This window comes from Alsobacter sp., assembly GCF_059501845.1.
Genome location: NZ_JCACDK010000011.1, coordinates 294,377 through 313,299, shown reverse-complemented (window position 1 = coordinate 313,299; position 18,923 = coordinate 294,377). Strand labels below are relative to the sequence as shown.

The following is an 18,923-nucleotide window of genomic DNA, read 5'->3' as shown; positions in this document are numbered from 1 at the left end:
CTCAGGGGTTCGCGTAGCCGAGCGGGAAGGTGTAGCTCGCGTTGGCGCCGAAGGTGAACTGGTTGCGCGAGCCGAACGACTTGACGATCGGGCTGTCGGCGGCGTCGCCGACCAGGAGGTCGTAGCCGCCACGCACCGTGGTCGCCCAGCGGTCGTTCCAGTGGTACGTCGCGGCCGCTGCGACGCCGACGGACTTCAAGCCGCCATTCGGGTTGTAGGCCGTGACGTTGGCGTTGGCGGCCGCATCGGCCGGCGTCACGCCGAAGTAGGTGTCCATGTACTGTCCGCCCGCGAGTGCGAGACGCGGCCCGCCGGACAGGGTGAACTTGCCGATGTTCTGGACGAGGTCGACGCCGAGATTGGCGACGAGCCCGTTGTAGCCGTTGATGCCGTAGCGGACCTCGGCGCGCAGGCGCAGCGTGTCCCTGAGCGCCCAGAACTCGCCGAAGAGGCCGGGCTCAAGGGCCCACTTGGCGTCCTGGATCCCGGTCAGCGCGCGGTCGTCGCCGGTGTAGCGGCCCGTCTGGTAGCGGCCGACGAGGCCGACCGACCACTGGTCGCCGCCAGTCAGGGCCAGGCTGACGCCATCGTCGGGCGCGGTGAACCGCTCGGCTTCGCCGGGGCTGCGCAGGCTCAGGGTCGGGAAGGCGATGAAACCGTAGCTCTTGGCGCCGGGAAAGTCGGGGGAGACAAGGACATTGCCCTTGACGGTCAGCATCCAGCCATTGGGAAGCGGCTGGGCTTTCTCGAGCGGCGGCTCGGCTGTCGCGGCCGTGGGAGGAAGCGTCTTGCGCGCCTTGGCGACGCGGGCCTTCTTCTTCGCAGCAGGAGCGGTTGCCTCTTCCGCGGCGGCGACCTGGACTCCTGCAGGCTCGGCCTGCGCCTCGCCCGCCGACAGCGCGAAGGCCGCATGGGGAAGGAGGGTTCCGGCAGCGATGCCGGAGAACAGGAACGCAGCAACCGTACCGCGGTGTAGCATTTGACTCGTACTCCGAAGCCGCGGACAGGACCGTGGCCATTCAAACGAGGTGTTCGCCGTGACACACGGCGAAACAGGGGCGAGCGATACCTGCGCCGCGGCACTGAAGCAACCTGCGACGGGCTGCCGCGGGCCGGGGTTACCCCGTCGGGCGCTTCATGGGAGAGTGTTCCCCAAAGCGAGCACAAGTGTGGCGCAGGAGAGATCATGCCGCAATCCACACCGGGCGCTTCCGTCGCGATTGCTGTGATCCGCGTCTACCGGGTCACACTCTCCGCCCTGATCGGACGCCAGTGCCGCCACATTCCGACCTGCTCCGAATACATGGAGGAGGCCATGGCCCGGTTCGGTTTCTGGCCGGGCGGATGGATGGGCGCGGCCCGAATCTGCCGCTGCAATCCATGGGGAACGCATGGCCTGGATTTCGTGCCCGCCGCGTTGCCGCCCGGGCATGCCTGGTATAGACCGTGGCGCTACGGACGCTGGAGGGGCACGAATACCGTCCTTCCCGTCACGTGCGAGGCGGTTTCCCGGGCCGAAAGCGCCGCCTCCGACCCATCCTGAGAAGCTTGCCCGTCTGGCTTACCTGCACCCGTTTGCAGGAGTGAGCAGGAGAAAGACCATGATCGACATCACCTTCCCCGACGGTGCCATCCGCCAGTTCGAGCAGGGGACCACCGGCCTCGACATCGCCAAGGGCATCTCCCCGTCGCTCGCCAAGCGCACGGTCGCGATGGCGCTCGATGGCGTTCTGGCCGACCTCGCCGACCCGATCGAGCGCAGCGCCCGGCTCGAATTCGTCTCGCGCGATGATCCGCGCGCTATCGAACTGATTCGCCACGATGCCGCCCACGTGCTCGCCGAGGCGGTGCAGACCCTGTGGCCGGGCACCCAGGTGACCATCGGCCCGGTGATCGAGAACGGCTTCTATTACGACTTCGCCCGCAACGAGCCGTTCACCCCGGAGGACTTCCCGGCGATCGAGGCCGAGATGCGGGCCATCGTCGCGCGCGACCGGCCCTTCACCAAGGAGGTCTGGAGCCGCGACAAGGCCCGGCAGGTGTTCCGGGACAAGGGGGAGCATTTCAAGGTCGAGCTCGTCGACGCCATCCCCGAAGGCGATGACCTCAAGATCTACCGGCAGGGCGACTGGTTCGACCTCTGCCGCGGCCCGCACATGACCTCGACAGGCAAGGTGGGAACGGCCTTCAAGCTGATGAAGGTGGCGGGCGCCTACTGGCGGGGTGACAGCACCAAGCCGATGCTGACCCGCATCTACGCGACGGCCTTCGCCAAGCAGGAAGATCTCGACGCTTACGTCCACCAGCTGGAGGAGGCCGAGAAGCGCGACCATCGCCGGCTCGGGCGCGAGATGGACCTGTTCCACTTCCAGGAGGAGGGGCCGGGCACCGTCTTCTGGCACCCGAAGGGCTGGACTCTGTTCCAGGCGCTTACTTCATACATGCGCCGGCGGCTGGGTCACCTGGGCTACCAGGAGGTCAATGCTCCTCAGCTTCTGGACAAGTCGCTGTGGGAGACTTCGGGCCACTGGGGCTGGTACCAGGAGAACATGTTCGCGGTGAAGTCGGCGCATGCCTTCACGCACCCGAACGATCCCGATGCAGACCAGCGCATCTTCGCGCTGAAGCCGATGAACTGCCCGGGCCACGTGCAGATCTTCAAGCACGGGCTGAAGTCGTATCGCGATCTGCCGATGCGGCTGGCGGAATTCGGTGCGGTGCACCGCTACGAGCCGTCTGGCGCTCTGCACGGACTGATGCGCGTCCGCGGCTTCACGCAGGACGACGCCCACATCTTCTGCACGGACGAGCAGATGGAGGCCGAGTGCCTGGCCATCAACGACCTGATCCTGTCGACCTATGCCGACTTCGGCTTCGACCGGATCGTCGTGAAGCTCTCGACCCGGCCGGAAAAGCGCGTCGGCACGGACGCCATGTGGGATCGGGCCGAAGCGGTGATGACCAGGGTGCTCGATGAGATCGCGACCCGGTCCGGCAATGCGGTGCAGACCGGCATCAACCCGGGGGAGGGCGCCTTCTACGGCCCGAAGTTCGAATACGTGCTGAGGGACGCCATCGGCCGCGACTGGCAGTGCGGGACGACGCAGGTCGACTTCAACCTCCCCGAGCGCTTCGGTGCGTTCTACATCGACGAGAACGGGGCCAAGGTGCCGCCGGTAATGATCCACCGTGCGATCTGCGGCTCGATGGAGCGCTTCACTGGCATCCTCATCGAGCACTTCGCCGGGCACTTCCCGCTCTGGCTGGCGCCGCAGCAGTTCGTCGTCTGCACCATCACGCAGGAAGCCGACGGCTACGCGCAGGAATTTCTAGCCGCCGCACGCCGGGCCGGACTGCGGGGCGCCGCCGACCTCCGCAACGAGAAGATCAGCTACAAGGTCCGCGAGCACTCGCTGGCCAAGGTGCCGGTTATCGTCGCGGTCGGCCGCAAGGAGGCCGCGGAGCGGACGGTCTCGATCCGCCGCCTCGGCTCGCCGCAGCAGGAGACGATGACGCTCGACGCCGCGCTCGCGGCTCTCTCGGATGAAGCCGTGCCGCCCGACCTCAGGCGCGAGGGCCGGGCCTTGCTCGCGGCCGAATAGACCTTATTCGGTCGGGTCCTTCACGGCATGTCGCGGGTGCGCCGGTCTCCGGCGCGCCCGGGCCGGCCCGCGGCCGTCAGCCGTTGAGCCCTTCTCCCGCACGCAGGAAGCGCAGGGGGTCGACGGCCTCGCCATCGATCCGTGTCTCGTAGTGGAGATGCGGGCCGGTGGAGCGGCCCGTCGAGCCGAGACGGCCCACCGTCGCTCCCCTGTCGACCCAGTCGCCAGGGCTGACCAGGATGGCGGAGAGGTGACCGTAGCGGGTGGTGAGCCCGTTGCCGTGGTCGACTTCCACCATGTTGCCGTAACCGCCAGACCACTCCGCCGAGACGACACGTCCCGGTGCGGTGACGCGGACGGGGTCCCCGGTGTCGCCGCGGAAGTCCAGACCCGTGTGCATCGCTATCCCGCGCGTGAAGGGATCGAGCCTCGTGCCGAAGCCCGAGGACAGCTCCGGCTCGCCGGAGAGGGGACGCCGCAGGGGAACGACGTCGAGGATGCGGCCGAGCCGGTCGGCCTGGACGAGCGCATGCTGCGTGCGCGCCAGTTGCGCCTCGAACGGTCCAGCGGCGGGGTCGATGGAGACGGGCACCAGCGGGCCGCCCTGGCCCGGCGGCAGCGCGGCCTTCGGCAGCGACCGGAAGCGTGAGGCCGCCAGCCCGGCCTCGGCGAGCACCGACTCGACGCGCTCGGCCTTCGCCTTGGCGCCGCGCTCGATGACGGCGAGGGCGGCTTGCTGGCTGGTCTCGATGGCCGCGAGGCGCTGCGCCAGACCGGCAAGCCGGTCATGCGGCTGTTTGCCCGCCGGCGTTTCGAGCGCGCTGGTGCGGTCCTGAGCCGGTGACACCTGCGTGCCGCGCAGGATCGGCTGGAAGGGACCCGTCTCCTTCACCACGCGCGGCTTTCCGGTAATGGCGGGGATCTGCTCGAGGTCGATCGGCGCAAAGGCCGAAGCGCCGTCCGGCAGCGTTGCAGCGCTGGTGGTGAGGCCCTGTGCCGCGCCCCTGGCGCCAGACCTCGCCTGCACCGTGACGCCGCCGGCCTTACCCGGCGACACTCCGGGCATCCCGGCGATGGCGGCGACCATCGCCTGCCGCGTCTCCAGGGTGGCCTGCCGGGCCGCGAGTTCCTCGACCCTGTTCTCGACGGTGTCCTGGTCGACGAGTTGGCGGCTCGCGATCCGGTCGATGGTGGAGCGGAGGGCCGCGATACGGTCCTCGTAGGCCTCCCGCATCTCGGTCTCGCGGCTGACCAGCGCGGCGGCGACGTCGTCGCGGAAGACGAGATAGGCGGTCATCGCGAGCGCCCAGATCCCGATCACGAGGAAGATCGCCCCGATCGCGAGGCTGACCCTGTGATCGAGATGGAAACGGCGAATGCGTCCGCCGCGCTCGAAGGCGACCACGAGAGAACGCGGTCGCAGGGGAAAATGGGACTCGGGAACGGTCATGCGGCCCTCGACGCGGGACCCGTCTCTGTGGGTCTCCCGCGTCGAGTAAAGAAAATTAGGGTTAATAATGAAGAAACGGCTCTGCGTTGAGGCCTGCGGCGCCTTCACATCGCCTTCGCGGCCTCGAGAACTTCCGCCGCGTGGCCGGGCACCTTCACCTTCGGCCACACGCGGGCGATGTTGCCGTCCGGGCCGATGAGGAAGGTCGAGCGCTCGATCCCCATGTACTTCTTGCCGTACATGCTTTTCTCGACCCACACCCCGTACGCTTCGAGCGTCGTCTTGCTCTCGTCGGACCCGAGCGTGAAATCGAGCTCGTACTTCTTCTTGAACTTGTCGTGGCTCTTCACGTCGTCGGCGGAAATGCCGACGATCTTGGTGCCTGCTGACGCAAACTCGTTGCGCAACGCATTGAACTCCATCGCTTCTTTCGTGCAGCCCGATGTGTCGTCCTTGGGGTAGAAGTAGACGACGACCTTCGTGCCGCGCAGCGAGGCCAGCGACACGGTGCCGCCGCCGTCGGCGGGGAGGCTGAAGTCCGGGGCCGGGTCGCCTTGCTGCAATGCCTTCGTCATTTGGCCTTCCTTTCGTCGAATCGGCGTGACCCGTAGCATACGCTCCGGCGGGCCAGCCGGATCGACTCCCAGTACCCCTTGCCGGCGGCGGCAACAGGCCGGGGACTGGCGTCGATGCCGAAGCAGGGCTACAGCCGGTAATATGGCATCGTGGCGGGACGGACCCCGCTGCTGCCGCAAGCGTTGTCAGCGGCAAAGAGAGCCGCCGGAGGCTGGAGCAGGACGTCCGCATTGGCTGTGGAAGAGCATCCCCAGGTCCTGCCGAAGCCGCGCCGCTCTCTTCGGCGTCCCTTGCGGGCGCGGCGTCCGGTCAGTCGTCCTGCGCCGTCCGCCATTGGCCGGACCGCGTGGGGCCTGTGCCGTGTGGGAATCGTGGCCCTCATCGTCGTCGGGCTCGCCGCAGCGGCCGGCGTGTGGCGGCTGTCGCGAGGCCCGGTCAGCTTTCCGATGGTCGCCGACCGGATCGCGATGGCGTTAGCCGACCGGTTTGGCGACGGATACCGCGTCGAGGTGGCAAGGGCCCAATTGTCATGGAAACGCGGCCCCGTCCTGACTGTCTCGGACGTCGTGGTGAAGGATCACGGCCGTGTCGTCGTGGCGGCGCCGCGGGCCGAGATCGGCTTTTCACCGAAATCGCTGGTGCTCGGCAATATCGTTCCTCGCCAGTTCTCCTTCATTGGCCTGGAGGTCAGGCTGACGATCGCTCCCGACGGCGGGGTCACGATAGCGGCCGGCGCTGCCGAAACGCCGCCACCGGCGGTGCGTGAATCCGTGCCGATGGGCGAGGCGGCGGCGCCGTCCGCTCCCGACGCGCGTTTCGGGCCGGGGAAGCTGATTGACGCTGTCATTGCGCCTGGCGGCCCGATGGCGGTTTTGCAGTTGGCCGGCATCCGCGACGGCCGGCTGCGAATCGACGACCGCCGGCGCGGGCATGTGATGGTCTACGACGACCTGGCCATGCGCTTCGAGCGTGAGGCGGGGGGCGGAACAGCCCTGTCATTCTCGGCACGGGGACCTTCCGGTCCGCTTGCTGCCAATGCCCGTATCGAGGGTACACCAGGGGGACGGCGGAGCATCTCCGTCGATACGCGCGACCTTGCGCTGCGCGACATCATCGCCGTCGCAGAGCCGGGCGCGGTGCCGTTCGCAACCGACATCAAGGCCGATGCGGCGCTTTCGCTTTCGGTGGACGAAACCGATGCCATCGCTGCCTTCGACGCGACGATCAAGGGCGGGGCAGGGACGCTGCTCCTCGACGATCCCGACGCCACGCCCTTCGCCATCGAGGACATCGTGGTCCGGCTAGGCTGGAACCCGGCGCGGCACCTGGTGGACGTGCAGCAACTCTCGCTGGATTCCGGCGCGACCCGGCTTCGCTTCAGCGGGACTGTCACGCCTCCTTCCGTGAGCACCGATCATTGGGCCATCGCGCTGCGGGGGCCCGGGAGCACCTGGACGCCCGTCGGTAGGGGCGAGCCGCCGATCGCGATCGACACGTTCGATGTCGATGCACGCATGCCGATCGGGCTGGCTGCCCTCGTCGTCGACCGGCTGGAAGTAAAGGGGCTGGAGACGAATTTCCGGCTGTCGGCCACCTTCGGAAAGGACGGCGATTTCGAGGGCGTGCGCATGAACGGCAGCGCCGGCCGCATGCCAGCACGGACCCTCATGGCGTTCTGGCCGAACTATCTGGTCCGCGACGTCCGCAAATACCTGATCGAGGCGACGCAGGCCGGCGTGATGGAGCGGTTCGACATCGCGTCGTCCCTCACCCCTCCCCAGCTGATCGAGGCAAAGGCCAAGCGCCCCCTTCCGGCCGATGTGATGCAGCTCGATTTTGCCATGTCCGGAGCGGCCATGCGGCTGTCGCCAGGCGTGCCGGTGATTACCGAAGGGGTGGCGGAAGGCACGGTGACCGGGCGAAGAGCTGAGGTAACGGTCAGTCGCGGACGCGTCAGCGCGGTGGGAGGAAGCCTGCTGATCGGCCAGGGCCGCTACCTGGTGGCCGACACGTCGTTGCATCCCACTGTCGCAGACGTTCAGTTCGGCATCGCCGGCGACCTCGAGCCGATGATGTCGGTTCTGCGCAGCGACGGTATGAAGCCATTCGCCGCGCTTCCCAGCGGCCTGCCGTCGCTGAAAGGGCAGGTCGAGGCGAACATCGGCCTCACCATGACGCTGGTCGACAAGATCGGGCCGAAGGACGTCGTCGTGAAGGTGACCGGCACAGCGTCCAATGTCTCGGCCGACGCCGTCTTCGGGAAGGACAGGCTGGAAGCCGGCTCGTTCACCCTGGCCCAGGACAAAGCCGGCCTCGCGGTGAAGGGGGACGCGAAGATCGGCGGATCTCCGGCGACGATCGACGTGCGCCAGCCGCCCGGTGCGCCCACGGCCGAGACGACGGTCGTTCTCACGCTGGACGAGGCGGCCCGGGCCCGGCGCGGCATCAAGCTGCCCGGCACGGTGACCGGCCCGGTGGACGTGAAGGTGGTCCTGCACGACCAGGCGCCCGGCAAGCCTTTGCCGCCGCGCATCGACGTGGACCTCGCCAAGGCATCCCTCAGCGACGTGCTGCCCGGCTGGCAGAAGCCGGCGGGCAAGCCCGGGAAGGTCGCATTCAAATGGGTGCCCGACGACGGCACCGTGCTGCTGGACGAATTCTCCCTCGATGCCGCCGGCGGTGTGGCCGCCAAAGGATCCATCCGCCTTTCCGAGGACGGCGGCCTCGTTGCCGCTCGGCTTGCGCCCGTCAAATTGTCTCCTGGCGACGACCTAAAAGTTGATGCCGAGAAGAGCGCTGCCGGCCTGCGGCTCGTCGTGCGCGGCACCGCCTTCGATGCCCGGCCGATGTTGAAGGCTCTCGTCTCGCCGCAGGATGCGGGCGGACCCCCGTCCGGCCTCGACGTCGACCTCGACCAGAAGGTCGGCGCCGTAACCGGGCAGAATGGCGAAGTGCTCAGCAACTCCGAATTGAAGCTCGCGGTGAGAGGCGGCGAGATCCGCGACTTCCGCCTCACGGGCCGCCTCGGAAACGGGCAGGTGGCGGGGCAGTCCGCGCGCGCCGAGAACGGGGCGCCAGGCTTCGCCATCGAGGCGGGAGACGCGGGGGCGGTTTTCCGGTTTCTCGACATCTACAAGCGCATGCAGGGCGGCGCGCTGCTGGCCCAGTTGGCGGGGTCGTCGCCGCGGATGGCGGGGACACTCAGCGTGAACCGGTTCGTGCTGGAGGACGAGCCGGCGCTCGCCCGCTCGCTGCAGCCGGGGCAGGACGCGACGCCGGCGGGAGGGCCAAACCGTGTCGCCTTCACCAAGCTGAAGGCCGGCTTTTCCGTGGGCGGGGGCCGGCTGCAGTTCACCGACGCCACAATGTGGGGCCCCTCCGTCGGCGGTACACTCGAAGGCACGATGGACTTCGGTCGCGACCGGGTCGACCTGACCGGAACCTTCGTCCCCGCCTACGGCCTCAACAACATCTTCAACCGCGTCCCGATCGTCGGCCCAATCCTGGGCGGCGGCTCGAACGAGGGGCTCTTTGCCGTCAATTTCCGGATCACGGGGCGGGTCAGCCAGCCGACCCTGACCATCAATCCGCTGTCAGCCGTCGCGCCGGGCTTCCTGCGCAAGTTCTTCGGCGTGATCGGGCCCGACGCCACATCGTCCACGTCTGCCCAGCAAGGCGCAGGGGCGGACCAGCTGCAATAGCGGCTTGGCCCGCCGGCGCGGCTCAGCGAGCGCGCAGAAGAACGTGCTTCTTCTTGCCCAGCGACAGCTTCACGGTGCCCTCGGCCGACAGGTCGGATTGTCCGATCGAGGCGCGCTCGTCGGTGACCGGTGCGTCGTTGATGCGCAGGCCGCCGCCCTTTACCTGCCGCCGCGCCTCGCCCGTGGAAGCCACGAGGCCCGCCTTCACGAAGGCCGTCAGCACGCCGAGACCGTCGGACAGTTCGGCGCGGTCGACCTCGACGCTCGGCAGCGTGTCCGCGGTCTCGCCTTCCTCAAACGTCCGCCGCGCGGTATCGGCCGCGGCATCGGCCTTCGCGCGCCCGTGCAGAAGGGCAGTCGCCTCGGTGGCGAGAACCTTCTTGGCCTCGTTGATCTCGGCGCCGCCCAGTGCCTCGAGGCGTGTGATCTCGGACAGCGGCAGGGTGGTGTAGAGCTTGAGGAAGCGGCCGACGTCGGCGTCCTCGGTGTTGCGCCAGAATTGCCAGTATTCGTAGGTCGAGAGCTGTTCCTCGTTCAGCCAGACGGCGCCGGCGGCCGTCTTGCCCATCTTGGCACCGGAACTCGTTGTGAGCAGCGGGCAGGTGAGCGCGTAGAGCTGGGGCGTTCCCATCCTGCGGCCGAGGTCGATGCCCGTGACGATGTTGCCCCACTGGTCGGACCCGCCCATCTGCAGCGTCACCTGGTGGCGGCGGTTGAGCTCGACGAAGTCATAGCCCTGCAGGCACATGTAGTTGAACTCGATGAAGGAGAGCTCCTGCTCCCGCTCCAGCCGCATGCGGACGCTGTCCATCGACAGCATGCGGTTCACCGAAAAGTGCCGGCCGACGTCACGCAGGAAGTCGATGTAGTTGAGCTTGGTGAGCCACTCGGCATTGTCGATCATCATCGCGTCCGTCTTCCCCTCGCCGAAGCGGAGGAAATTCGAGAACACGCGCTTGATGCCGTCCTTGTTGGCCTCGATCTGTTCGGGCGTGAGGAGCTTGCGGGTCTCGTCCCGGCCGGAGGGGTCGCCGACACGCGTCGTGCCGCCGCCCATGAGCGGGACCGGCTTGTTGCCGCTCTCCTGCAGCCAGTGCAGCATCATGATCGAGATGAGGCTGCCGACATGCAGCGACGGTGCCGTGCAGTCATACCCGACGTAGGCCACCACCTCGCCCCTGGCGGCCTTCTCGTCCAGCCCGGCAAAGTCGGAGCACTGGTGGACGTAGCCGCGTTCCATGAGGACGCGCAGGAAGTCTGATTTCGGGGTAAAGCTGTCGGTCGCGGTCATCGCGGCACGCCTCGTGACGCAGGAATGAATGGGGCGGACGCCCTGTAGCAGCTTCGACCGCCGATGACACGAGGGAATTGCCCATGCCCCAGCCGAGCACCCGACCCGTGACCGCCCTCGGCCTGATGTCCGGTACCTCGATGGACGGGGTCGACGTGGCGATGCTGGTCACCGACGGGGAAGGACACGTCGAGCAGGGTTCGTCATCTTTCCGCCCCTACCTTGCGGAGGAACGCGACGTGTTGCGCGCCGCACTCGCCGATGCCGTGCCCCTGACCGACAGGACCGCGCGTCCGGGTCGGCTGGCCGAGGCCGAAGCGATCGTCACCCGTGCCCACGCGGAAGCGGTCGAGGCTTTTCGGGCAGGGCAGGGCGCCGGTCTGGACATCGACCTTGTCGGCTTCCACGGGCAGACTGTGCTGCACCGTCCCGCCTCGCGCCTCACCATCCAGATCGGCGACGGGCCGGAGCTGGCTCGGCGCCTTGGCCTGCCAGTCGTGCACGACTTGAGGGCGGCCGACGTGGCGCTGGGAGGGCAGGGCGCACCGCTCGTGCCTGTCTATCACCGGGCGCTGGTGCTCGACGCGCGCCGCCGCGGTTACGGGATGCCGGAAACTGTCGCCGTCCTGAATCTGGGCGGCGTCGGCAATGTCACCGTTCTCTCAGGCGAGGCTGAGCCACTTGCCTGCGACACGGGTCCCGCCAACGCCCTCGTGGATGATCTCATGCTGCAGCGAACGGGCCGGCCCTATGACGACGGCGGTGCCACCGCTGCCCGCGGCCGGGTGGACGAGGAGGCGCTGGCGCACCTGATGGACGACCCTTATTTCGACCTGCCGGCGCCAAAGTCGCTGGACCGGAACCACTTTTCGGCTCAACCCGTGGCGTCTCTCTCCCTGGAGGATGCGGCCGCGACGCTGACCGCGTTCACCGCAGCATCCGTCGCCCGCATCCGTGAGCACCTGCCGCGCTCTCCCGGGCTCTGGATCGTCTGCGGAGGTGGCGCCCGCAACCCGACGCTGATGGCGATGATCTCCGAGCGCTGCGGCGCGGCCGTGCGCCCGGCCGAACTGTTCGGCTGGTCAGCCGACGCGATGGAGGCACAGGCTTTCGCGTATTTGGCCGTGCGCTCCAGCCGCGGACTGCCGCTCACCTTCCCCGGCACGACCGGCGTGCCGGCGCCTGTGACGGGGGGCGTGCTCGCCGCGCCCTGACCGGGGAAGGTTGACCGGGACTTGCGGCGTAGCCTCGAAGCTCCTGCGAATTAACGACAACTCTGTTGAGCCGGTTGTGACAGGATGCATCAATGCCGGCGATCCGGCGGGGGGCAAGCGGGAATGGCGCGTGGAATGGACAGGCCGGTCGAAGGGCGCGAACCGACGCCCTGGCTCGCCCTCCTGATGGACCGGCATGTCATGCTGGCGCTCGTCGGCGCGGCATTCGCCGGACTCCTGATCCTCAAGGCGCCGAGCCTTTTGGGACAGCACGCGAGCCTAGCCGGAGCCGAGTTCAAGATCTCGCCGCTCGAAGGTCTGAAGCGTCCGAACGGCACGCCGGTGCCCGGCTTCTCACAACGGGACCTGGCCGGTGGCGTCACCGTCGTCAACGTTTGGGGTTCCTGGTGCCCGCATTGCCGTGAGGAGCATGGCGCGCTGATGGAACTCTCGGCCGCCCGCAAGGTGAAGCTCGTCGGACTTGCGGTGCACGACAAGGCGGCCGGCGCCCGGTCCTACCTGCAGGAGAACGGCATTCCCTACGACGCGGTCGGGCTCGACGAGGGAGGGCGCGTGTCGCGCCTGCTGGGCGGCGTTTCCGGCGTGCCGACCACCCTCGTCATCGACAGCACCGGGACAGTGGTGAAGCGGCTCGTAGGCGGATTGTCGCGCGACAGGATCGCCACCGAGCTGATGCCGGCTCTGGAGAAGGCCTGGACGGTTCCGCATCAGAAGCGCTCCTGAGGGGGCTCAGCCCTCCTTCGGGCCGAGGCGCTTGTCGAGATAGGTGCCGACGACCCCCATCAGGTCCTCCACCTTGTTCTCGAAGAAGTGGTTGGCGCCTTCCACCGTCTGGTGCTCGATCTGAATTCCCTTCTGGGTCTTCACCTTCTCGATCACGGACATGACGTCCTTGATCGGGGCGACGCGGTCCTGCGAGCCGTGCACGAACAGGCCCGAGGAGGGACAGGGAGCCAGGAACGAGAAGTCGAAGCGGTTGGCGGGTGCCGCGACCGAGATGAAGCCTTCGATCTCCGGCCGGCGCATCAGCAGCTGCATGCCGATCCATGCGCCGAAGGAGATGCCGGCGATCCAGCAGGCCCGCGCCTCGGGGTTCACGGCCTGGGCCCAGTCGAGCGCCGCAGCGGCGTCGGAGAGCTCGCCCTGGCCGTGGTCGAACAGGCCCTGACTGCGGCCGACGCCGCGGAAATTGAAGCGCAAGGCCGAGAAGCCGCGCTCCACGAAGCCGTAATAGAGCGCGTAGACGACCTGATTGTTCATCGTGCCGCCGAACTGCGGGTGCGGATGCAGCACGATGGCAATCGGCGCGCCCTTGCTCTTCGACGGGTGGTACCGGCCCTCGATGCGGCCTGCAGGTCCGTTGAAGATGACTTCGGGCATGGGTGTTCCGATCTTCCCCATCGCCGAAGAACCGCCCGGCGATGCGGCGGCAGGTCTCGTGGCGCCCGCGCTTGACTTGCGAAGGGCGCGAGCCCACAATCCCTTAGAATAATTCTAACAGCTTCCGGGATGCGGTTTCGGACCGCCGCCGGCGCTGAGGAGCGCAGCTTTTAGCACGGGCGCGGGGGTCGATTGCAAGCACTCGCTGCTTGCAGCCGGTGAAACGCGCCCGGCAGGCCCAAACCACGGAATTCCAGGACGTATGGACGCCCCCCGCGCCTATCTGGACCACAACGCCACGGCGCCGATCCGGCCCGAGGTCGTCGAGGCCGTGGCTGCGGCTCTGCGGGCTGGAGGCAACCCGTCTTCCGTCCACGCCGAAGGGCGCGCCGCCCGCGCCAGGGTGGAGGCAGCGCGGGAAGCGGTCGCCGCTCTCGTCGGGGCTCGTCCGCGCGAGGTCGTGTTCACTTCCGGCGGCACCGAGGCCAACGCCATGGCGCTCACGCCGGCGCTCGTGCCGGTCGCGGACCGCCGCCCACTGGACCGTCTCCTGGTGGCCGCGGCCGAGCATGCCTGCGTCCTGTCCGGCGGCAGTTTCCCCCGCGACCGCATCGAGACGATCCCGGTCACCCCGGGCGGTGTCGCCGACATGGGCTGGCTCGAAGGACGCCTTGCTCGCGCAAAGGAGGAGGGCGAGCGGGTGATGGTCGCCCTTCAAGCGGCCAACAACGAGACGGGCGTGCTCCAGCCGGTGCGGCAGGCGGCCGGGCTCGTGCATGACGCAGGCGGTGTTCTTCATTGCGATGCCGTGCAGGCGGCTGGCAAGGTCGAGATCGACATGGCCGGCCTCGGCGCGGACACGCTGGCGCTTTCGGCCCACAAGATCGGCGGTCCTCCCGGCGCCGGCGCTCTCGTCGTGTCGCCGCGCGTGCATCTTGCCGAGCCGCTTCTGCGCGGTGGCGGCCAGGAGCGCGGGTCGCGTGCCGGCACCGAGAACGTGCCGGGGATCGCAGGCTTCGGCGCCGCCGCGCGAGCTGCCCTCGATGCACTTGCCGGCGAGCATGAGCGGCTCGCCAGCCTGCGTGACAGGCTGGAAGCGGGGCTCCTCGCGCTTGCGCCCGAGGCCGTCGTTTTCGGGCGGAGCGAGGCACGGTTGCCCAACACCACGCTCATCGCGCTGCCCGGCTGGCGCGCCGAGACCGCGCTGATCGCGCTCGATCTGGCGGGCATCGCGGCCTCGTCCGGCTCGGCGTGCTCCTCGGGCAAGGTGAAGCCGTCCCATGTTCTGGCGGCGATGGGGGTCGAGCCCGATCTCGCCGCGTGCGCGATCAGGCTGAGCATCGGCTGGACCTCCACTGACGCAGAGGTGAATCGCGCTCTCGAGGCCTTCGAAAACGCCAGAAATGCCCTATATCGACGTCGAGGACGTCAGGCGGCTTGATCCGGCCGTCCAAAACCCCGCCCACGGCCCTTGAAGCCGGAGAGGAAGGAGACTGACATGCCTGCCGTGCAGGAGACTGTCGAACAGGTCCGGTCGCTCGATGTCGACCAGTACAAGTACGGGTTCATCACCGACATCGAGATGGACAAGGCCCCGGTGGGGCTGAACGAGGATATCGTCCGCCTGATCTCGTCCAAGAAGAACGAGCCGGAGTGGATGACGGAATGGCGCCTCGATGCCTTCCGCCGCTGGCTTTCCATGCGTGAGCCGACCTGGGCGCGCGTCGAGTACCCGCCGATCGATTTCCAGGCGCTGAGCTACTACGCCGCGCCGAAAAAGAAGCCTGGCCCGAAGTCGCTCGACGAGATCGACCCGGCGATCCTGGAGACCTACAAGAAGCTCGGCATCCCGCTCCGGGAGCAGGAGATCCTTGCAGGCGTGCAGACCTCGCGTGTCGCCGTGGACGCGGTGTTCGACAGTGTGTCCGTCGTGACGACGTTCAAGGAAGAACTGGCCAAGGCCGGCGTCATCTTCTGCCCGATTTCGGAAGCCGTGCGCGAGCACCCCGAACTGGTGAAGAAGTACCTCGGCACCGTGGTGCCCGTGACCGACAATTTCTACGCCACGTTGAATTCCGCTGTGTTCACCGACGGGTCTTTCGTCTACGTGCCCAAGGGCGTCCGCTGCCCGATGGAGCTGTCGACGTATTTCCGCATCAACGAGAAGAACACCGGCCAGTTCGAGCGCACGCTGATCATCGCCGACGAGGGTTCATACGTCAGCTATCTCGAGGGCTGCACGGCACCCCAGCGCGACGAGAACCAGCTGCACGCGGCCGTGGTCGAGTTGATCGCGCTCGATGACGCCGAGATCAAGTACTCCACCGTCCAGAACTGGTACCCCGGCGATGCGCAGGGCAAGGGCGGCGTCTACAACTTCGTGACCAAGCGCGGTGACTGCCGCGGCCGCAACGCGAAGATCTCGTGGACGCAGGTCGAGACCGGCTCGGCGATCACCTGGAAGTACCCGTCCTGCATCCTTCGCGGCGAGGGATCGCGCGGCGAGTTCTACTCGATCGCGGTGTCGAACGGCTACCAGCAGGTCGACAGCGGCACCAAGATGATCCATCTCGGCAAGAACACGACGAGCCGGATCATCTCGAAGGGCATCTCCGCAGGGAAGTCGCAGAATACGTATCGCGGTCTCGTCTCGGCCCACCGCAAGGCAGCGAACGCGCGCAACTTCACCAATTGCGATTCGCTGCTGATCGGCTCCGAGTGCGGCGCCCACACGGTGCCCTATATCGAGTCCAAGGCTGCCTCGGCCATCTTCGAGCACGAGGCGACGACGTCGAAGATCTCCGAGGACCAGCTCTTTTACTGCCAGCAGCGCGGCCTGTCGGCGGAGGAGGCGACTGCTCTCATCGTCAACGGCTTCGTCAAGGACGTGCTGCAGCAGCTGCCGATGGAGTTCGCCGTCGAGGCCCAGAAGCTGATCTCGATCAGCCTCGAGGGGAGCGTGGGATGAGTGCCGCCGTTGTGCTCTACAGGCCGGTAGGAGCCTATGACCTGCCCGCGTCCAATGAGCGGCTTATCGGCCGGATCGAGGTTGTCGCAGAGTTCCAGCGATCGGCCGAGGCAGTCCCCGAAGTCGCCAGCGGGAGCTTGGCATGAGCGAACTCGCCGGGAACGACGCTGCCGCGAAGAGGCTTCTTCGTGAAGTCGCGATGCTGCGGGACGATGTGGCGCTGATGAGGGACGAACTCGGTGCAGTGGCCGGGAGGCGGCCTGAAGCCTCGATCCCGACCGGCAAGGCTGAGGAGACGGTCCGGCAGCTATGGGCGGAAGGCGAGGCCAGCGGCATCGCTGGAGAGCTTGATGATGTGCTGGACGACATCGTCGCAGCTATTCCTGGAAGGCCGGCAAAGCCCTGATGCGCGTGCGGCTGACAAAGGCCGGCCCGATCTCACCCGATTGTTCCAGAACTGATGAGACCAACATGCTCGAAATCCGCAATCTTCACGTCAAGATCGAGGACAAGACGATCCTCAACGGCCTGAACCTGACCGTGCATGATGGCGAGGTCGCAGCGATCATGGGTCCGAACGGCTCGGGCAAGTCGACGCTGTCCTATGTCATCGCCGGCAAAGACGATTACGAGGTTCTCGACGGCGAGATCCTGCTGGACGGCCAGAACCTGCTGGAGATGGAGCCGGACCAGCGTGCGGCAGCGGGCGTGTTCCTGGCCTTCCAGTATCCGCTGGAGATCCCTGGGGTTGCGACGATGTCCTTCCTCAAGGCCGCCCTCAACGCCCAGCGCAAGGCCCGCGGCGAGGAGGAGCTGACCACGCCAGACTTCATGAAGCGCGTGAAGGGCGCCTCGCAGCGTCTTCACATTGCGCAGGACATGCTCAGGCGTGCGCTGAACGTCGGCTTTTCCGGCGGCGAGAAGAAGCGCATGGAAATCCTCCAGATGGCGCTGCTGGAGCCGAAGTTCTGCATCCTCGACGAGACCGACTCCGGCCTCGACATCGACGCGTTGAAGATCGCCGCCGACGGCGTCAACGCGTTGCGCGGCGACGGACGGTCGTTCCTGGTGATCACGCACTACCAGCGCCTGCTCAACTACATCGTGCCCGACACGGTGCATGTGATGGCGAGCGGCCGGATCGTGCGCTCGGGCGGCAAGGAGCTTGCGCTGGAGCTCGAAGCCAACGGCTATGCCGACTATCGTTCGCAGGCCGCGTGACGCCATGGCCGAGGTGACCCCGATCCGCACCGCCGCCGAGACGGCGCTGCTCGCCCGCTTCCCGACTGTCCGGCAGACCCTTCCTGGCGCAGGCGCGCTGCGCGACGCGGCCTTCGCGCGCTTCTCCGAGGCGGGCCTGCCGCATCGCCGCGTCGAGGCGTGGAAGTACACGGACCTGCGTGCCCTCCTGCGCGAGGCGGCATCGCCTGCCGTGGCGCCGGACGCAGCGGCAATCGATCGTGCGCGCCAGCAACTCGCCGGTCTCCACGATGCGCAGGGACTTCGGCTCGTGCTCGTCGACGGGGCGCTTGCCTCCGGGCTGACGGTGGGTGCGACGCCCGAAGGTGTTCGCTTCCGTTCGCTGTCCGAGGTGCTGGCCGGCGGGGACGCCGCCCTCCTTGCGCGGCTCGCACCGGACGGCGTCGGGCAGGACGACGCGGTCCTCGCCCTCAACACGGCCTTCATGACGGACGGCGTCGTCATCGAGATCGCCGAAGGCGCGTCTCTCGACGTTCCTGTCGAGATCGTCTCGGTGGCGACCTCGGCCGAGCCCACATCCATCGTCACGCGCTCGGTGGTGCTCGCCGGCAAGGGGGCCAAGGCGACCATCCTGGAGACGCACGTCAACGCCTCCGCGCAGCGCAACACGGCGCTCGTGCTCGATGTTGCGGACGGTGGCGAGTTCGAGCACGTGGTTCAGTTCGGCGCGGGTCCCGCGCCGGCCACGCAGGGCATGGTGCTTGCCTCGAGCCTGGTGGCCCTGGGTGCGGACGTGAAGTTTCGCTCCGTAGCGGTCAACACCGGCGTCGCTCTCGTGCGCAACCAGATCTTCCTGGCGTACCGGGGCGAGAACACGCATGCGACGCTGGGCGGTGCGGCGCTTCTGCGGGGCCGCGAGCATTCGGATACGACGCTGGTGGTCGACCACGCCGTTCCGCATTGCGAGAGCCGCGAGCTCTACAAGCACGTGCTGGATGGCGAATCGACGGGAGTCTTTCAGGGCAAGATCGTCGTCCTGCCGATCGCCCAGAAGACGGACGGGCGCATGATGAGCCAGGCGGTCCTGCTCGCCGACGGCGCGACCATGAACAACAAACCGGAGCTCGAGATCTTTGCCGACGACGTGCAGTGCGCCCATGGCGCGACCTGCGGTGCGCTCGATGACGACCTGCTGTTCTACCTGCGCGCCCGCGGCCTTCCCAAGCCCGACGCCGAGGCCCTGATGCTGCAGGCGTTCGCCGGCGAGGCGCTCGAGATCGTGCAGGACGAGACGGTCCGTTCGCGGCTGGAGGCCACCGTCGAGAGGTGGCTGCGAGAGCGGATGTGACGATCTGCCCGTCATCCCTGGCGTGGCGCAGCCGCGGGAAGGGGATCCAGGGCTCGTCGTCCGGCGTATCGCCTTTGTCCGTTGAATAATGATGCCTGGGTTCCCCTCCGGGCCTGCACCTCAGGTGGCGGGGGGACGACAGGTGAAGGCTGCAGCGGGAATGGCCTGCGGG

Annotated in this window: 16 protein-coding genes; 11 read left to right on the top strand and 5 right to left on the bottom strand. The window is 67.7% G+C overall.

Translation table 11 applies throughout. The annotated features are described in order from the left end of the window. Position 1: 1 nt before the first annotated feature. On the bottom strand, positions 2 to 979 hold the full coding sequence (locus AC5JCN_RS08910) for a MipA/OmpV family protein (protein WP_495754681.1): 978 nt from the start codon (positions 977 to 979) through the stop codon (positions 2 to 4). Positions 980 to 1,186: 207 nt separating this feature from the next. Between AC5JCN_RS08910 and yidD the strand changes: the two genes are divergently transcribed. Further along, positions 1,187 to 1,543, top strand: a complete 357-nt coding sequence (gene yidD / locus AC5JCN_RS08905) for a membrane protein insertion efficiency factor YidD (RefSeq protein WP_495754680.1) — start codon at positions 1,187 to 1,189, stop codon at positions 1,541 to 1,543. Between the two features lie 58 nt (positions 1,544 to 1,601). After that, positions 1,602 to 3,602 (top strand): threonine--tRNA ligase, encoded by a 2,001-nt coding sequence (gene thrS / locus AC5JCN_RS08900; RefSeq protein ID WP_495754679.1) that lies wholly within the window; start codon positions 1,602 to 1,604, stop codon positions 3,600 to 3,602. Positions 3,603 to 3,678: 76 nt separating this feature from the next. On the opposite strand, the gene AC5JCN_RS08895 is transcribed toward thrS, so the two are convergent. Together AC5JCN_RS08895 and bcp are read right to left on the bottom strand one after the other, a co-directional pair. Next, positions 3,679 to 5,052: a M23 family metallopeptidase gene (locus AC5JCN_RS08895; protein ID WP_495754678.1), complete on the bottom strand. Its 1,374-nt coding sequence runs from the start codon at positions 5,050 to 5,052 to the stop codon at positions 3,679 to 3,681. A gap of 104 nt (positions 5,053 to 5,156) precedes the next feature. Then, positions 5,157 to 5,627, bottom strand: a complete 471-nt coding sequence (bcp, locus tag AC5JCN_RS08890; RefSeq protein ID WP_495754677.1) for a thioredoxin-dependent thiol peroxidase — start codon at positions 5,625 to 5,627, stop codon at positions 5,157 to 5,159. Positions 5,628 to 5,999: 372 nt separating this feature from the next. On the opposite strand from bcp, the gene AC5JCN_RS08885 reads away from it, so the two are divergent. After that, the gene (locus AC5JCN_RS08885; protein ID WP_495754676.1) at positions 6,000 to 9,329 is read left to right on the top strand and encodes a hypothetical protein; all 3,330 of its coding nucleotides are present in this window, start codon (positions 6,000 to 6,002) and stop codon (positions 9,327 to 9,329) included. Between the two features lie 22 nt (positions 9,330 to 9,351). Here AC5JCN_RS08885 and tyrS read toward each other — a convergent pair whose 3' ends face one another. Then, entirely contained in the window at positions 9,352 to 10,620 is a 1,269-nt protein-coding gene (gene tyrS, locus AC5JCN_RS08880; protein ID WP_495754675.1) for a tyrosine--tRNA ligase, read from the bottom strand. 83 nt (positions 10,621 to 10,703) lie between these two features. Here tyrS and AC5JCN_RS08875 point away from each other — a divergent pair, with 83 nt between their 5' ends. Continuing rightward, positions 10,704 to 11,834 (top strand): anhydro-N-acetylmuramic acid kinase, encoded by a 1,131-nt coding sequence (locus AC5JCN_RS08875; protein ID WP_495754674.1) that lies wholly within the window; start codon positions 10,704 to 10,706, stop codon positions 11,832 to 11,834. A 123-nt stretch (positions 11,835 to 11,957) separates the two neighbouring features. Continuing rightward, positions 11,958 to 12,578, top strand: coding sequence for a redoxin family protein (locus tag AC5JCN_RS08870; RefSeq protein ID WP_495754673.1), 621 nt, complete (start codon positions 11,958 to 11,960; stop codon positions 12,576 to 12,578). A 6-nt stretch (positions 12,579 to 12,584) separates the two neighbouring features. Here the strand turns inward: AC5JCN_RS08870 and AC5JCN_RS08865 are convergent, their stop codons facing one another. Continuing rightward, positions 12,585 to 13,235 (bottom strand): alpha/beta hydrolase, encoded by a 651-nt coding sequence (locus tag AC5JCN_RS08865; RefSeq protein WP_495754672.1) that lies wholly within the window; start codon positions 13,233 to 13,235, stop codon positions 12,585 to 12,587. Between the two features lie 262 nt (positions 13,236 to 13,497). Between AC5JCN_RS08865 and AC5JCN_RS08860 the strand changes: the two genes are divergently transcribed. From AC5JCN_RS08860 to AC5JCN_RS08835, 6 genes are all read left to right on the top strand, one after another. After that, positions 13,498 to 14,676 (top strand): cysteine desulfurase family protein, encoded by a 1,179-nt coding sequence (locus tag AC5JCN_RS08860; protein ID WP_495754671.1) that lies wholly within the window; start codon positions 13,498 to 13,500, stop codon positions 14,674 to 14,676. Between the two features lie 57 nt (positions 14,677 to 14,733). Beyond that, positions 14,734 to 16,203 carry a Fe-S cluster assembly protein SufB gene (gene sufB, locus AC5JCN_RS08855; RefSeq protein ID WP_495754670.1) on the top strand — a complete coding sequence of 490 codons (1,470 nt, stop codon included), beginning with the start codon at positions 14,734 to 14,736 and terminating at the stop codon, positions 16,201 to 16,203. After that, entirely contained in the window at positions 16,200 to 16,349 is a 150-nt protein-coding gene (locus AC5JCN_RS08850) for a hypothetical protein (RefSeq protein WP_495754669.1), read from the top strand. Before sufB ends, AC5JCN_RS08850 begins: the two co-directional genes overlap by 4 nt. Next, positions 16,346 to 16,609 (top strand): hypothetical protein, encoded by a 264-nt coding sequence (locus AC5JCN_RS08845; protein ID WP_495754668.1) that lies wholly within the window; start codon positions 16,346 to 16,348, stop codon positions 16,607 to 16,609. The genes AC5JCN_RS08850 and AC5JCN_RS08845 overlap by 4 nt, the downstream gene beginning before the upstream one ends. 65 nt (positions 16,610 to 16,674) lie before the next feature. Next, entirely contained in the window at positions 16,675 to 17,424 is a 750-nt protein-coding gene (sufC, locus tag AC5JCN_RS08840; RefSeq protein WP_495754667.1) for a Fe-S cluster assembly ATPase SufC, read from the top strand. Next, positions 17,396 to 18,751, top strand: a complete 1,356-nt coding sequence (locus AC5JCN_RS08835) for a SufB/SufD family protein (protein ID WP_495754666.1) — start codon at positions 17,396 to 17,398, stop codon at positions 18,749 to 18,751. The genes sufC and AC5JCN_RS08835 overlap by 29 nt, the downstream gene beginning before the upstream one ends. Positions 18,752 to 18,923: the final 172 nt, after the last annotated feature.

Excerpts from the sequence above, each read along its gene's own strand:
- AC5JCN_RS08910 (WP_495754681.1), bottom strand. The coding sequence starts at position 979 with ATGCTACACCGCGGTACGGTTGCTGCGTTCCTGTTCTCCGGCATCGCT.
- yidD (WP_495754680.1), top strand. The coding sequence starts at position 1,187 with ATGCCGCAATCCACACCGGGCGCTTCCGTCGCGATTGCTGTGATCCGC.
- thrS (WP_495754679.1), top strand. The coding sequence starts at position 1,602 with ATGATCGACATCACCTTCCCCGACGGTGCCATCCGCCAGTTCGAGCAG.
- AC5JCN_RS08895 (WP_495754678.1), bottom strand. The coding sequence starts at position 5,052 with ATGACCGTTCCCGAGTCCCATTTTCCCCTGCGACCGCGTTCTCTCGTG.
- bcp (WP_495754677.1), bottom strand. The coding sequence starts at position 5,627 with ATGACGAAGGCATTGCAGCAAGGCGACCCGGCCCCGGACTTCAGCCTC.
- tyrS (WP_495754675.1), bottom strand. The coding sequence starts at position 10,620 with ATGACCGCGACCGACAGCTTTACCCCGAAATCAGACTTCCTGCGCGTC.
- AC5JCN_RS08875 (WP_495754674.1), top strand. The coding sequence starts at position 10,704 with ATGCCCCAGCCGAGCACCCGACCCGTGACCGCCCTCGGCCTGATGTCC.
- AC5JCN_RS08870 (WP_495754673.1), top strand. The coding sequence starts at position 11,958 with ATGGCGCGTGGAATGGACAGGCCGGTCGAAGGGCGCGAACCGACGCCC.
- AC5JCN_RS08865 (WP_495754672.1), bottom strand. The coding sequence starts at position 13,235 with ATGCCCGAAGTCATCTTCAACGGACCTGCAGGCCGCATCGAGGGCCGG.
- AC5JCN_RS08860 (WP_495754671.1), top strand. The coding sequence starts at position 13,498 with ATGGACGCCCCCCGCGCCTATCTGGACCACAACGCCACGGCGCCGATC.
- sufB (WP_495754670.1), top strand. The coding sequence starts at position 14,734 with ATGCCTGCCGTGCAGGAGACTGTCGAACAGGTCCGGTCGCTCGATGTC.
- AC5JCN_RS08850 (WP_495754669.1), top strand. The coding sequence starts at position 16,200 with ATGAGTGCCGCCGTTGTGCTCTACAGGCCGGTAGGAGCCTATGACCTG.
- AC5JCN_RS08845 (WP_495754668.1), top strand. The coding sequence starts at position 16,346 with ATGAGCGAACTCGCCGGGAACGACGCTGCCGCGAAGAGGCTTCTTCGT.
- sufC (WP_495754667.1), top strand. The coding sequence starts at position 16,675 with ATGCTCGAAATCCGCAATCTTCACGTCAAGATCGAGGACAAGACGATC.
- AC5JCN_RS08835 (WP_495754666.1), top strand. The coding sequence starts at position 17,396 with ATGCCGACTATCGTTCGCAGGCCGCGTGACGCCATGGCCGAGGTGACC.